Annotated in this window: 15 protein-coding genes; 6 read left to right on the forward strand and 9 right to left on the reverse strand. The window is 56.7% G+C overall.

Annotation, left to right across the window (positions count from 1 at the left end):
* Positions 1-34: 34 nt before the first annotated feature.
* The 4 genes from rpoH to ftsY all read right to left on the reverse strand — a co-directional run bounded on the left by rpoH (position 35) and on the right by ftsY (position 4,417).
* Positions 35-892 (reverse strand): RNA polymerase sigma factor RpoH, encoded by an 858-nt coding sequence (gene rpoH / locus ACF8PE_RS20075; RefSeq protein ID WP_032614938.1) that lies wholly within the window; start codon positions 890-892, stop codon positions 35-37.
* Between the two features lie 255 nt (positions 893-1,147).
* Positions 1,148-2,206 (reverse strand): permease-like cell division protein FtsX, encoded by a 1,059-nt coding sequence (gene ftsX, locus ACF8PE_RS20080; RefSeq protein ID WP_059307030.1) that lies wholly within the window; start codon positions 2,204-2,206, stop codon positions 1,148-1,150.
* Positions 2,199-2,864 (reverse strand): cell division ATP-binding protein FtsE, encoded by a 666-nt coding sequence (gene ftsE / locus ACF8PE_RS20085; RefSeq protein WP_032614942.1) that lies wholly within the window; start codon positions 2,862-2,864, stop codon positions 2,199-2,201. The genes ftsX and ftsE overlap by 8 nt, the downstream gene beginning before the upstream one ends.
* Before the next feature lie 2 nt (positions 2,865-2,866).
* Positions 2,867-4,417 carry a signal recognition particle-docking protein FtsY gene (gene ftsY / locus ACF8PE_RS20090; protein ID WP_150872634.1) on the reverse strand — a complete coding sequence of 517 codons (1,551 nt, stop codon included), beginning with the start codon at positions 4,415-4,417 and terminating at the stop codon, positions 2,867-2,869.
* A gap of 136 nt (positions 4,418-4,553) precedes the next feature.
* Here ftsY and rsmD point away from each other — a divergent pair, with 136 nt between their 5' ends.
* Both rsmD and ACF8PE_RS20100 read left to right on the forward strand, forming a co-directional pair.
* Positions 4,554-5,156, forward strand: a complete 603-nt coding sequence (gene rsmD / locus ACF8PE_RS20095) for a 16S rRNA (guanine(966)-N(2))-methyltransferase (protein ID WP_032614946.1) — start codon at positions 4,554-4,556, stop codon at positions 5,154-5,156.
* Positions 5,140-5,421, forward strand: coding sequence for a DUF1145 family protein (locus ACF8PE_RS20100; RefSeq protein WP_150872636.1), 282 nt, complete (start codon positions 5,140-5,142; stop codon positions 5,419-5,421). Before rsmD ends, ACF8PE_RS20100 begins: the two co-directional genes overlap by 17 nt.
* Before the next feature lie 64 nt (positions 5,422-5,485).
* On the opposite strand, the gene ACF8PE_RS20105 is transcribed toward ACF8PE_RS20100, so the two are convergent.
* On the reverse strand, positions 5,486-5,845 hold the full coding sequence (locus ACF8PE_RS20105; RefSeq protein ID WP_150872638.1) for a DUF2500 domain-containing protein: 360 nt from the start codon (positions 5,843-5,845) through the stop codon (positions 5,486-5,488).
* A 128-nt stretch (positions 5,846-5,973) separates the two neighbouring features.
* Between ACF8PE_RS20105 and ACF8PE_RS20110 the strand changes: the two genes are divergently transcribed.
* A complete protein-coding gene (locus tag ACF8PE_RS20110; protein ID WP_032614952.1) occupies positions 5,974-6,600 on the forward strand; it encodes a lysoplasmalogenase in 627 nt (208 codons plus the stop codon).
* A gap of 76 nt (positions 6,601-6,676) precedes the next feature.
* Complete coding sequence (gene zntA / locus ACF8PE_RS20115; protein WP_392495210.1) at positions 6,677-8,863, forward strand: Zn(II)/Cd(II)/Pb(II) translocating P-type ATPase ZntA; 2,187 nt, start codon at positions 6,677-6,679, stop codon at positions 8,861-8,863.
* An 89-nt stretch (positions 8,864-8,952) separates the two neighbouring features.
* On the opposite strand, the gene ACF8PE_RS20120 is transcribed toward zntA, so the two are convergent.
* The 4 genes from ACF8PE_RS20120 to tusA form a co-directional block, all read right to left on the reverse strand.
* Positions 8,953-10,239: a TRAP transporter large permease gene (locus tag ACF8PE_RS20120; protein ID WP_032614956.1), complete on the reverse strand. Its 1,287-nt coding sequence runs from the start codon at positions 10,237-10,239 to the stop codon at positions 8,953-8,955.
* Between the two features lie 10 nt (positions 10,240-10,249).
* Positions 10,250-10,759: a TRAP transporter small permease gene (locus ACF8PE_RS20125; RefSeq protein WP_032614958.1), complete on the reverse strand. Its 510-nt coding sequence runs from the start codon at positions 10,757-10,759 to the stop codon at positions 10,250-10,252.
* Positions 10,760-10,771: 12 nt separating this feature from the next.
* A complete protein-coding gene (locus ACF8PE_RS20130; protein ID WP_032614960.1) occupies positions 10,772-11,743 on the reverse strand; it encodes a TRAP transporter substrate-binding protein in 972 nt (323 codons plus the stop codon).
* A gap of 318 nt (positions 11,744-12,061) precedes the next feature.
* Positions 12,062-12,304, reverse strand: coding sequence for a sulfurtransferase TusA (gene tusA / locus ACF8PE_RS20135; protein WP_032614962.1), 243 nt, complete (start codon positions 12,302-12,304; stop codon positions 12,062-12,064).
* A 374-nt stretch (positions 12,305-12,678) separates the two neighbouring features.
* Here tusA and ACF8PE_RS20140 point away from each other — a divergent pair, with 374 nt between their 5' ends.
* Entirely contained in the window at positions 12,679-13,344 is a 666-nt protein-coding gene (locus tag ACF8PE_RS20140; RefSeq protein ID WP_032614964.1) for a 7-cyano-7-deazaguanine/7-aminomethyl-7-deazaguanine transporter, read from the forward strand.
* A gap of 72 nt (positions 13,345-13,416) precedes the next feature.
* Positions 13,417-13,974 carry a DcrB family lipoprotein gene (locus tag ACF8PE_RS20145; protein ID WP_032614966.1) on the forward strand — a complete coding sequence of 186 codons (558 nt, stop codon included), beginning with the start codon at positions 13,417-13,419 and terminating at the stop codon, positions 13,972-13,974.
* The last annotated feature ends 50 nt before the right edge of the window (positions 13,975-14,024 follow it).

Genomic DNA, 14,024 nt, shown 5'->3' on the forward strand with positions numbered 1-14,024 from the left:
CTCATCCAGGGGTTATCGGGTCACTTCGCGAGAATTACGCTTCGATAGCGGCGCGAAGTTTTTTCATGGCGTTTTTCTCAAGCTGACGCACACGTTCAGCGGAGACGCCATAGCGGTCGGCCAGCTCCTGCAGGGTGGACTTGTTGTCTTCGTCCAGCCAGCGGGCACGGATAATATCCTGGCTACGCTCGTCAAGGCCTTCCATCGCGTAAGTCAGCTTGTTCGCAGCCTGCTCTTCCCAGTTGTCGTCTTCGATGCCATCGGCAAAGTTGGACGACTTATCCTGGAGATACAGGACCGGAGCCATCGGCTGGCTGTCTGACGCATCGTCGTCAGAGGACATATCAAAGGTCATGTCCTGCGCGGCCATTCGGGATTCCATCTCGCGCACGTCTTTGCTGGAAACACCCAGTTCGCGGGCAACCATTTCCACTTCGTCCTGGTTAAACCAGCCCAGACGCTGCTTGGTTTTACGCAGGTTAAAGAACAGTTTGCGCTGTGCTTTAGTGGTTGCGACCTTCACGATACGCCAGTTACGCAGCACGTATTCGTGGATTTCCGCTTTGATCCAGTGCACGGCGAAGGAGACCAGACGCACACCCACTTCCGGGTTGAAGCGACGCACCGCCTTCATCAGGCCGATGTTGCCTTCCTGAATCAGGTCAGCCTGCGGCAGGCCGTAGCCCGCATAGTTTCGAGCAACGTGAACAACAAAGCGCAGGTGAGACAGGATCAGCGTCTTAGCTGCTTCCAGATCGCCCTGGTAATGCAGCTTCTCAGCAAGCTCCTTTTCTTCCTCAGCCGTCAACATCGGCCAGGTGTTAGCGGCCCGGATGTAAGATTCCAGGTTACCAACAGGGGCTAAAGCTAAAGTTTGCATTTCTTTGGTCATTCATTCCTCTCAATCGATTCTTTCTGGCGGCGGTTTGTCCCCATCAGGCAACGAACATGCCAGAATTAATGAGCAACGAGAATATCATTCACTCTTTTATCAGACAGTGATTTTATCCACAAGTTCCGAGTGAAACTGTGAATAAATTACGCACAAAATGTGACACGGGGATGATTATGCGGGGTAAGAGACAACAGGGGACTCTTTCCCTGCATAGCGATTCTCAATGCAGGGAAAGATTATACCAGAGATTTTTTAGTCAGGGGTAAAGTGACGTAAATGTTGCACGGTTGCTAACCATGCTGCGATCCAGCCGATCATGGAGCATACCAGCAGCAATAACAGGCACTCATCAAAGGCTAACCCGCTGATATTAAACTTAGTTCCAAAAACCTGAGCCACATCGGTGACCGCTGCGGAAAGGCGCATCACCAAAATTTCTGACAATATCAGTGAAAGAAATGCGCCGGAAAAACCGAGCAATGCGCCGCCATAAAGGAACGGACGCAGGATAAAACCGTCGGTTGCGCCGATCAGCTTCTGCACGTTAATGGTGTCGCGACGGGCAAAGATGCTCAACCGCACGCTGTTGCCGATAACCAGGAACACCGCCGCGACCATCAGCACGCCAATCATCGCCGCCACGCGCCCGACCAGGCCGGTAAGCGCCGTCAGACGGGCAAACCAGCTATCGTCCATGCGCACCTCATCGATCCCGTTGATGCGGGAGACGCGATCGCGCAGGGTGTTCAGCGATTCGGTGCCCTGGAAATCCAGTTTCGGGATCACCACCGCCACCGCAGGCAGGGGGTTCTCCTCCAGCATATCCAGCGCGCCGCCAAACCCGGACCAGTTACGGAATTCGCCTAACGCCTCATCCCGCGACAGGTAATTGACCTTCTCAACGCCCTGCTCGGCCTGTAGCTGCCCCACCACCTGCGCCGCCGCGTTATCGTCGAGCGCTTTGTCGAGATAGACGGTGATCTGCGGGGATGGGTAGTACTGGGACGCCGCCTGGTTAACGTTCTTGTAGACCATGTAGCAGACGCTGGGCAGGGTCAGGGAGATGGCAATCACCATCACCGTCAGGAAAGTGGCAAGCGGTTTGCTTTTCAGATCCTGCAGCGCACCCTGGAAGGCGTACCTCACCTGCTCGTTAAACACATTAGTTTTGCGCGAGTTGGGTTTTGGCGCGGATTTGCTGCGCTTCGGCGCATTGCGGTTGCCGTCACCCGGGCCGCCCGCCGATTTACGAAAACGGTCGAGCTTGCTGCCAAACTGCCGCATCTGGTTTATTGCATCACGCTTATTCACCGAAGCCTCCGTGCAAATGACCGTCGCTCAACGTCAGCATGCGGTACGAACGACGGGAGATAAGCCCCATGTCGTGCGTCGCCATCAGTACCGTCACCCCAACGCGGTTAAACTCCTCAAACAGACGCAGGATCCCTTCGGAAAGGGCGTCGTCCAGGTTACCGGTAGGTTCATCCGCCAGCAGCACCGCTGGCTTGTTTACCACCGCGCGGGCAATGCCTACACGCTGCTGTTCACCGCCGGAGAGCTGGATAGGAAAGTTCTTCGCTTTGTCCAGCAGCCCGACCTTATCCAGCGCCGCCGACACGCGACGACGAATATCATCCCCGCTGGCGCCCGCAATAATCAGCGGGATCGCCACGTTGTCGAATACCGTGCGGTCCATCAGCAGATGGTGATCCTGGAAAATCATGCCGATCTGCCGACGCAGAAACGGCACTTCGCGGTTTTTCAGACGGCTGATGTCGTGGCCGCTAAACCAGATTTTCCCGGCGCTGGGCCGTTCGATCCCACAGATAAGCTTGAGCAGGGTACTTTTCCCCGCGCCGGAGTGGCCGGTCAGGAATGCCATCTCGCCCGGCTGCAGATGGAAGTTAATCCCCTGCAGCGCTTGTCTCCCACCGAGATAGGCCTTGCTGACGTGTTCAAAGCGAATCATTGTTAATCCTCTCGGGCAAAAAGTGCCTCAATAAAGTCGCCCGATTTAAACGGACGTAAATCTTCGATACGTTCGCCAACACCGATGTAACGAATAGGGATCCCGAACTGATCCGCCACCGAGAAGATTACCCCGCCTTTCGCGGTGCCATCCAGCTTGGTCAGCGTAATGCCGGTCAGCCCTACCGCTTCATGGAACAGCTTCGCCTGACTGATGGCGTTCTGCCCGGTGCTGGCATCAATAGTCAGCATAATTTCATGCGGTGCATCTTCGTCCAGCTTTTTCATCACCCGGACGATCTTCTTCAGCTCTTCCATCAGGTGCGATTTATTCTGCAAACGCCCTGCGGTATCAGCAATCAGCACATCAACGTTACGCGCTTTGGCCGCCTGAATGGCGTCAAAGATCACAGAGGCAGAATCGGCCCCGGTATGCTGGGCAATCACCGGAATATTGTTCCGCTGGCCCCACACCTGCAACTGCTCTACGGCGGCGGCACGGAAGGTATCACCCGCGGCCAGCATCACCGATTTTCCCTGCTGTTCAAACTGACGCGCCAGCTTACCGATGGTGGTGGTTTTACCCACGCCGTTAACGCCAACCATCAGAATAACAAATGGCATTTTGCCTTCAATATTAAGTGGTTCGTCAACTTTTGCGAGAATTTCACCCATCTCTTCTTTCAGCAAACCATACAGCGCCTCGGCGTCGCGCAGCTGTTTACGGCTGGCGCTTTCCGTCAGGCTGGTGATGATTTTGCGGGTGGTTTCCACGCCAACGTCGGCAATCAGCAGCTGTTCTTCCAGCTCTTCAAAGAGATCATCGTCGATTTTCTTGCCGCGGAACAGACTGATAAATCCTGAACCGAGGTTCTCTTTGGTTTTGATCAGGCTGCGTTTCAGGCGCGCGAAGAAACCTTCTTTGGTCGGTTTTTCCTGCTCCTGGACAATCTCTTCGACCGGTTCGTCCTCTTCGGCTACCGGGACGACGACGACCGCCTCTTCTGCCGCCGCGGCCGCCAGCGCCTGAGCTTCAAGCTCTTCATCGCTGATGGGTTCTTCAACCTCGGTCTCTGGCAGGTACTCTTCCGGGATCGCTTCCTCAATCTCGTTGAGGATCTCTTCCGGCAGCGGTAACTCTTCGTGCTCAACCGCCTGCGGTGGTTCCACCTCGGCGACCGGCTCAACACTCTCTTCCACTACCGCGGCGACCGGTTCTGGCTCTACGGCTACAGGTTCTGGCTCTACGGCCGCAGGCTCCGGTTCCACCGCTACAGGCTCTGGCTCCACCGGCTGCGGTTTTTCGCTTTCCTGGACCTGCTCAGTAACCTCAACCACCTCTTCAGCGAAGGCGTCAGTCTCTTCTTTGCTGTGGGCAGGCGTTTCTGCTTCTACGTCAGCGACGGTCTCAACAGGGGTTTCTGGCTGCGGCTGTTCAACAACCGCGGGCTGCTGTTCAGCGATCTGTTGTTCTTCGTTTTGCTGCTCAGTTTCCTGCTCTTTTTGACCAAAGCCCAGCCAGGAAAAGAAGCCACGTTTTTTCTCTTTTGCCATCTGCGACTACACCCCTCGCGGTTAATTACTGGCGCTATATACATGGAAGCTAAAAAAATGATGAAATAGTTTATCACTTAACTTAACGCACATCACCGCCTGCAAACGCAGGCCGTTGGTGTACCCGAGCAAAGATATGAAGAAACCCAACCGTGCCGCAGCGGGCCAGATACGCATTATCGGCGGCCAGTGGCGAGGCCGTAAACTGCCGGTACCGGATAGCCCCGGCCTGCGCCCCACCACCGACCGCGTGCGCGAAACGCTGTTTAACTGGCTGGCACCTTCAATGGTAGATGCCCGTTGCCTGGACTGCTTCGCCGGAAGCGGCGCGCTTGGGCTTGAAGCCCTGTCGCGCTACGCCGCCAGCGCCACGCTGCTGGAGATGGATCGCAGCGTTTCCCAACAGCTTCAGCAAAACCTGGCCTCGCTGAAAGCGACAAATGCCAAAGTGGTCAATACTAATGCCCTCGCCTTCCTTGCGCAGGCAGGCACGCCGCACGATGTGGTGTTTGTCGATCCGCCGTTCCGTAAAGGGCTGCTTGAAGAAACGCTGACGCTGCTGGAAAACAACGGCTGGCTGGCAGAAGATGCGCTAATCTACGTCGAGAGTGAGGTAGAGAACGGTTTACCGCCGGTGCCCGCCCACTGGGATCTGCACCGGGAAAAAGTGGCCGGACAGGTCGCCTATCGTCTTTATCACCGTCAATCACAAGGAGAGACTGATGCCGGTACTGATTAATCTGGGCCGTTTGCTGATGATCGGGGTCTGGGCATTTTTGCTGCTCAACCTCGTTCACCCCTTCCCGCGGCCGATGAATATCTTCGTCAACGTGGCGCTGATTTTTACCTCGTTTATGCATGCCCTGCAGATGGTGATGCTGAAAAACGGTATGCCGAAGGACGGCCCGAAAATGACCGGCTGGCAGCAGCTGCGGGTATTCATTTTTGGCGTGTTTGAGCTGCTGGTGTGGATGAATAAGTTTAAGACGCAGGCGAAGAAATAAGCCCTCACCCTAACCCTCTCCCATAGGGAGAGGGAACCGATCGAGCTTCCTCTCCAGGAGAAAATCACGGCGCGATCTTAAATCCCTCAAACTGCGACCCCTTGTAGCTCAACGTTCCTTTATCCCCCACCGTTAGCTGATGGTACTGCTTCTCGTCGAGGCGAAAGGTCATCTCCAGACCGCCACTTTCCGGTTTAAAACTCGCCTCATAGCGCATGGCGGTACCCGCTGGCGTCACCTGCTGCTGTCGTGAACGACGATCGTTGAGCACTTTTTCCCGTTTATTGCTCACCACCACGCGCTTTTGCAGCAGCGGAGCGGCGTCGTTATCCGCCTTTTCCCGGCGCTGTTGCACAAAGCGGAACGAGGCGGCAATCACGATGATTGCCAGCACGATAAGAAAAAAAAGCGGCATCTTGCTCATTGAACCATCCTATAAGACCAGGCTGAAATCAGAATAGCGTGCCGCGCTGTGCATTGCTATTGGCCCGTCTGCACCACTACACTGAAGTGAAACTGTTTATTCAACAATAACAGATACAGGGACTTAATATGCTTTGGTCATTTATCGCTGTCTGTTTCTCCGCATGGCTGTATGTCGATGCGTCCTACCGTGGTCCAGCCTGGCAGCGCTGGGTGTTTAAACCCGTCACCTTGTTACTGCTCCTGCTGCTGGCCTGGCAGGCGCCAATGTTTAATGCTATCAGCTACCTGGTGCTCGCCGGGCTTTGCGCGTCACTGGCCGGTGATGCCCTGACCCTGCTGCCGCGTCAGCGTCTGCTGTATGCCGTAGGGGCATTCTTCTTATCGCATCTGCTCTATACCATCTACTTCGCCAGCCAGATGACGCTTTCGTTCTTCTGGCCGCTGCCACTGGCGCTGCTGGTGATTGGTGCGCTGTTGATTGCGGTGATCTGGTCGCGTCTGGAGGAGCTGCGCTGGGCGGTGTGTACCTTTATCGCCATGACGCTGGTGATGGTCTGGTTGGCGGGCGAACTGTGGTTCTTCCGTCCGACGGCACCGGCTCTGTCGGCCTTCATCGGCGCCACGCTGTTGCTGCTGGGCAATATTGTCTGGCTGGGTAGCCACTATCGCCGCCGCTTCCGCGCCGATAACGCCATTGCCGCCGCGTGCTACTTCGCCGGGCACTTCCTGATTGTGCGTTCGCTGTATATTTAAATAGCGCTTGACTCTGGAGTCGACTCCAGAGTGTATGCTTCGGTTAATGAGAAAGTTATCATTACCGGAGAGTGCCATGTCGACTCCAGAAATACCCAAAAAAGTGCCGCAGTTTTCGGCACTTAAGCTCGCCCCCCTTCCCGCTAAAGAGCCCTGCTGCGCGGCGGATTGCAGCTCTGTGCAGGCCGAAACCGTACAGCCCGTCGAGGGCCAGCGCTACAGCTGGGTGGTCAACGGCATGGACTGTGCGGCCTGCGCCCGCAAAGTCGAGACCGCCGTCAGGCAGGTGGCGGGCGTTCATCACGTCCAGGTTCTGTTTGCCACCGAAAAACTGCTGGTGAATGCGGACAGCAATGTCAGCGCCCAGGTCGAAGCGGCAGTCGTCAAGGCGGGCTATACGCTGCGCAATGAACATGCTCCGGTCGAAAAAACCTCGCTCCTGCGCGACAACCTGCCGCTCATCACTCTTGTTCTGTTGATGGGCGTAAGCTGGATCCTGACCCAGTTCAACCCTCCGCTCGGCAACCTTGCCTTTATCGCCACCACCCTGGTGGGGCTATGGCCGGTGGCCCGTCAGGCGCTGCGCCTGATGAAAAGCGGCAGCTGGTTCGCCATTGAAACGCTGATGAGCGTGGCCGCCATCGGGGCGCTGTTTATCGGTGCCACGGCAGAAGCGGCGATGGTTCTGCTGCTGTTTTTAATTGGCGAACAGCTCGAGGGCTGGGCGGCAAGCCGGGCGCGTAAAGGCGTCAGCGCGCTGATGGCGCTAAAGCCCGAAACCGCCATTCAGGTGATACAGGGCGAGCGCAAAACCGTACCCATCGCCGCGCTGCGCCCGGGGGATGTGATTGAGGTTGCCGCCGGGGGACGCCTGCCCGCCGACGGGACGCTGCTCACTGCCACCGCCAGCTTTGATGAAAGCGCCCTGACCGGGGAATCTATTCCGGTCGATCGTGCGGCAGGTGAAAAAGTCCCTGCCGGGGCCACCAGCGTGGATCGTCTGGTGCAGCTGACCGTGCTGTCGGAACCGGGCGACAGCGCTATCGACCGGATCCTGAAGCTGATTGAAGAGGCAGAAGAGCGCCGCGCCCCGGTGGAGCGCTTTATCGACCGCTTCAGCCGCATCTATACCCCGGCAATTATGCTGGTTGCGCTGCTGGTGGCCGTGGTGCCGCCGCTGCTGTTCAGCGCGCCGTGGTCGGGCTGGATCTACAAAGGGCTGACCCTGCTGCTGATTGGTTGTCCGTGCGCACTGGTGATCTCCACCCCGGCGGCTATTACCTCCGGGCTGGCGACGGCAGCCCGGCGGGGTGCGCTGATCAAAGGCGGCGCGGCGCTTGAGCAACTGGCGCAGGTGCAGCAGGTGGCGTTCGACAAAACCGGCACCCTGACGGTCGGCAAGCCGCAGGTAACGGGTATTTTTCCATACCAGATCCACGAGCAGGACCTGCTCGCGCTGGCCGCCGCGGTTGAACAAGGCTCCACTCACCCACTGGCCCAGGCGATTGTGCGTGAAGCGCAGTCCCGTGGGCTGACGGTTCCGGCGGCAACCGCACAGCGGGCGCTGATGGGATCGGGGATTGAAGCCGAGGTTGCAGGCAGCAAAGTGCTTATTTGCGCCGCGGATAAATTCCCTGCCCCGCATTTTGCGGCGCAACTCGCTACCCTTGAGCAGGCCGGGCAGACGGTTGTGATGGTCGTTCAGGATGGCGAGGCAAAAGGCCTGGTTGCGCTGCGTGATACCCTGCGGGACGACGCGAAAGAGGCTGTGCAGGCTCTGCATCAGCTCGGGGTCAAGGGGGTGATCCTGACCGGCGATAACCCGCGCGCGGCCGCCGCCATTGCCGATGAGCTGGCGCTGGATTTCCGGGCGGGGCTGCTGCCTGCCGATAAAGTGCAGGCGGTGTCAGCATTAAATGCGGAAACGCCGCTGGCGATGGTGGGAGACGGGATTAATGACGCCCCGGCAATGAAAGCGGCCACGATCGGTATCGCGATGGGCAGCGGCACCGACGTGGCACTCGAGACCGCCGATGCCGCCCTTACCCACAACCGTCTGACCGGGCTGGCGCAGATGATAAGCCTCGCCCGCGCCACCCGGGCCAATATCCGGCAGAACATCGCCATTGCGCTGGGGTTGAAGGGGATTTTCCTGGTGACCACCCTGCTGGGGATGACGGGATTATGGCTGGCGGTGCTGGCGGATACCGGTGCGACGGTATTAGTGACGGCGAACGCGCTCAGGCTGTTACGTCGAAAATAAAAACAAAACGGCAACCTGGTTGCCGTTTTTAGTGTTTGCACCCTCTCCCTGTGGGAGAGGGACGGGGTGAGGGCATCAGGCCGCACACATCACTGCATCCCTAACATTCGCGGCAACCACAACGATATCGCCGGAATGTACGTCACCATCCCTAACACCACCAGCAGCATGCCGTAGAACGGCAGCATCTCCCGCACCACCGCCTCAATCTTCTGTTTGCTCACCGCACTGGCAACAAACAGCACCGATCCTACCGGCGGGGTAATCAGCCCGATCCCGAGGTTCACCATCATGATCATCCCGAAATGCACCGGATCGATACCCAGCGAATTGGTCACCGGCAGCAGCACCGGCGTCAGGATCAGGATGATCGGCGCCATGTCCATCAGGGTGCCAATCAGCAGCAGCATGATGTTGAGGTACATCAGAATGACGTACTTGTTGTCCGACAGCGAAGTGAAGAACTCGGTGATACGCATCGGCAGCTGCATGTAGGTCATCACCGCGCCAAACGCCGCTGCGAAGCCGATCAGAATCATCACGATGGTCACCGTCTTCACCGTGCGACACATCAGCTTCGGCAGTTCATTCCACTTGTAGTCGCGGTAGATAAACATGGTGACAAAGAACGCCCACAGGCAGGCGACCGCGGCGGATTCCGTTGCGGTAAAGATCCCCGACAAAATGCCGCCAAGAATGATCACCACCGTCATCAGCCCCCACAGGGCATCGAAGAAGATCTTCAGCGCCTGTTTAAAAGGCACTCTTTCACCTTTTGGATACCCCCGCTTGCGCGCAAAGCCCAGGCACAGCACCATCAGGCTTAACCCAAGGATCAATCCCGGCAGCACACCCGCGATAAACAGCGTGGCAATCGACACCGTACCGCCTGCCGCCAGGGAGTAGATCACCGAGTTATGGCTGGGCGGGATCAGAATCGCCTGCACCGAGCCGCTGGCGGTCACCGCCGCCGCGTATTCGCGCGGATAGCCTTTCTTCTCCATCTCCGGGATCATTACGGTCCCGATGGAAGCAGTATCCGCCACCGACGAGCCAGAAATGGCACCGAAAAAGGTCGAGGCGACGATATTCACCAGCGACAGTCCGCCGCGAATAAAGCCGACAAAGATATAGGCGAAGTTCACCAGCCGACGGGCAATCCCCCCCTCTGCCATGATCGCCCCTGCCAGGATAAAGAACGGGATCGCCAGTAGGGTAAATTTATTCACCCCGCTGGTGATTTGGATCATCAGCGCCTCCAGCGGCAGGTCAATCCATAGCGCCCCGGCCACCGCACTTAACCCGACGGCAAAGGCCACCGGCATCCCCAGCGCCAGTAGAATGGCGAGGGTGAATAACAAAACAAATGCATCCATTGTTCGCCCCTTAACTGTGGTTGCCGATCAGCACGACCGGGCGATGTTCCTGAGAGCCAAACATCAGACGCTCAAGCACAAACAGGATTAACACCGCCGATCCGATCGGCAGCGGCAGATAACTTTCGCCGGAGGTCAGGATCGGGAACTCCGCCACCGGCTGCTCCCAGAGCTCAATGCACAGCAGGTAGCTGTACCAGAACATGATGCCCGAGATCGCCAGCATGAGCAGATCAACCATGCGCGCGCAGAACGTTTTCAGTGAGGCCGGCAATCTGTCAGTGAGCATATTCACCGCAATATGCGAGCCGGCGCGGTAGCTCACCGCCGCGCCGATAAAGGTAAAAGTCACCATGCAGATAATGGCAATCGGCTCCGGCCACGACTCACCGCGGTTAAGTACGTAGCGCGAAAAGATGCCAATCGGGATCACAATGGTCATCACCAGCAGCGATAGCCCGGCAACGGCCATCGCCAGCAGGTAGAGACGGTCCATCCACTTTAGATAAAGTTCGGACATAGAAACTCCGGGTTACTTAACGTCAGCGATGGCTTTCATCAGATCCTGATGCTTGTCGCCATACTGGGCACGCACCGGCTCTGTTGCTTTGATAAAGACCGCCTTGTCGATGTCGTGGAACTGCACGCCGCCGGCCTTCATTTTTTCCAGCGCCTGACTGTTATATTCCTGCCACAGTTTGCGCTGCTCCATCTGTGCTTCACGGGCCAGGGTCTTAATCTTTTCCTGCTCGTCAGCGCTCAGCTTGTCCCATTTCACTTTGGAGTAGAGCAGCATTTCCGGGGTGATAAAGTGGCCGCTCAGGGTGTAGTTTTTGGCGACCGGCATGTAGTTATGCGCGATGAAGGTCGGCGGGTTGTTCTCAGCCCCGTCGATAACGCCGGTCTGCATGCCGCTGTACACTTCACTCACTCCCATTGCCACCGAGTTGGCTCCCATATCTTTCAGCGTGGCCAGCGCCACCGGGCTACCCTGGACGCGGATTTTCATCCCTTTCAGATCTTCCGGTTTCACCACGGGGTTTTTGGTGATCAGATTACGGGTGCCGGAGTCCATCCAGCCGAGGAACACCAGCCGTGATTTCGGGTTGGCGGTCAGCTTCTCACCGATGGATTTACCGATATCGCCGTCGATCACTTTGTGCATGTGGTCTTCATCGCGGAAAACGTAGGGCAGCGTAAAGACTTCGATATCCGGCAGGATCGCCGCTACCGGGGCCATGGAGACGCGAATCATGTCGATGGCGCCCATCTGCGCCTGCTCAATCATCTGCTTTTCATCACCCAGCACGCCGCCGGGGAAGACTTTGATCTCCAGCTTGCCGTCGGTTTGTTGTTTGAGTTTTTCACCCATATGCTGCACCGCCACCACGTTCGGGTAGCCTTCAGGATGGACATCGGCGGCTTTAATGGTTTGCGCCGACACAGAGGCAGCAAAAGCAGACAGGCACAGAGCAGCCAGCAACGGCTTGAGGGTCGTTTTCATCGAGTCAACTCCAGGGTAGTGAGGTAAGTATCGGAACGTTGTTTTATTTTTGAACGTCTAAAAACTAGCCTATGGCCTGGAAAGCGAGGGTGAAGCGCCTCACAAAAAGCGCTAAATATTGAAATGGCGGTTCAAATTGGTGATGAAGGTCAAACGAAATGGCAACCCCAGGCTCGCGCAAGCATCAACTTGCCGGGTGGCAGCTTCGCCAGGGCCAATGCAAAACGGCAACCTCAGGTTGCCGTTTCAGGATTTGCGCCCTCTCCCTGAAGGAGAGCGTTGGGATGAGGGCATCAGGCCGCACACCGCCTGGCAGGTTTAGCCCTTGCGTAACAGGTAACGGTACGGCAGCGCCCCGGTATCCTGCGCCAGCAGTTCATGTTCCATGAAGGTACAAAAACCGGGGATATCGCGGGTGGTCGCCGGATCGTCGGCAATGATCAGCAGGGTTTCGCCGGATTGCATATTGCGCACGGTTTTGCGCACCATCATGACGGGTTCCGGGCAGCGCAGACCCTGAGCATCAAGGGTGTGGTCCGGGTGGGTAAACAGATCGGTCATCGTGGTCTCGTCCAGATAAAAACGGCAGTAGTTTACGCCGCGTACAGAGCAAAGCAAACCAGGTTAACGATTGCGTGAAAATTAGCCATTGCAAAGCGGAGTGAAAGCAGTATCATGCGGCGGTTTTCCGACCCAGGCCCATCAACCGCTATTGTTGAAGCCAGTCAGGAGACGGACAGCGCACAGAAACCGAAGCGTACAGAGAGTACGTAAGGATTTACTCGCTTCGCTCGCCCTTTGGGCCGCTACAAGCGACGTTCAAAACGCCAACGCGTTTTGATGAGCACTGCCCGGATTCAGAATGGTGAATAAAATAGCCTGATAAGCCAGGTTCATATTGGGTTCCCTCACCCCAACGTTAAAAAGGTCACAATATGACGCAGTTCTCTCAATCGCAGCGCGTAAAAGCGTTGTTCTGGCTTTCCCTTTTTCATCTGCTGGTGATCACCTCCAGTAACTATCTGGTGCAGCTGCCAATCTCCATTTTTGGTTTTCATACCACCTGGGGCGCGTTCAGTTTCCCGTTTATCTTCCTTGCGACCGATCTCACCGTACGTATCTTTGGCGCCCCGCTGGCCCGACGCATTATTTTTGCCGTCATGCTCCCGGCGCTGTTTATTTCGTACGTGATCTCCTCCCTGTTCTATATGGGCAGCTGGCAGGGCTTTGAGGCGCTGACGCACTTCAACCTGTTCGTTGCGCGTATCGCTGCCGCCAGCTTTATGGCCTATGCGCTGGGGCAGATCCTCGATGTGCATGTGTTTAACCGTCTGCGGCAGAACCATCGCTGGTGGATGGCACCGACCGCCTCCACGCTGTTTGGCAACGTCAGCGATACCCTGGCCTTTTTCTTTATCGCTTTCTGGCGCAGCCCGGATGCCTTTATGGCGCAACACTGGATGGAAATCGCGCTCGTGGACTATGCCTTTAAGGTGCTTATCAGCCTGGTCTTCTTCCTGCCGATGTACGGCGTACTGCTGAATATGTTGCTGAAAAGATTCGCGGATAAATCTGAAATCTCAGCATTACAGGCTGGTTAAAGGTTCCCTTTAACAGTTGTGATAAGATGGATTGATGCGCCGTTATGGCCGTTTATCGAAAGGAAGAATTCAATGCGCAATCTGGTTAAATATGTCGGGATTGGCCTGCTGGTGATGGGGCTGGCAGCCTGTGATAACAGCGACACTAAAACGCCTGCTCAGGCTGCGTCTGCTGAAAGCAACGCGACGGGTCAACCGGTCAGCCTGATGGATGGCAAACTCAGCTTCTCTCTGCCGGCGGACATGACCGATCAGAGCGGCAAGCTGGGCACCCAGGCGAACAATATGCACGTCTATTCCGATGCCACCGGACAGAAAGCGGTGATTGTGATTGTCGGTGACGACACCAATGAAGACCTGGGTGTGCTGGCGAAACGTCTGGAAGATCAGCAGCGCAGCCGCGACCCGCAGTTGCAGGTAGTGACCAACAAAGCCATCGAGCTGAAAGACCACAAACTGCAGCAGCTGGACAGCATTATCTCTGCCAAAGGCCAGACCGCTTACTCTTCCGTTGTGCTGGGCAAAGTGGACAACAAGCTGCTGACCCTGCAGATCACGCTGCCTGCTGACGACCAGCAGAAAGCGCAAACTGCCGCAGAGAACATCATTAACACGCTCGTGATTCAGTAATCTGTCACGGTGAAATGGCCTCCTCTGGAGTAATGCCAGTCAGTTAAGCC

Origin of the sequence: Leclercia sp. GLN_9 (assembly GCF_043105735.1) — a bacterium.
Lineage (GTDB): Bacteria > Pseudomonadota > Gammaproteobacteria > Enterobacterales > Enterobacteriaceae > Enterobacter > Enterobacter adecarboxylatus.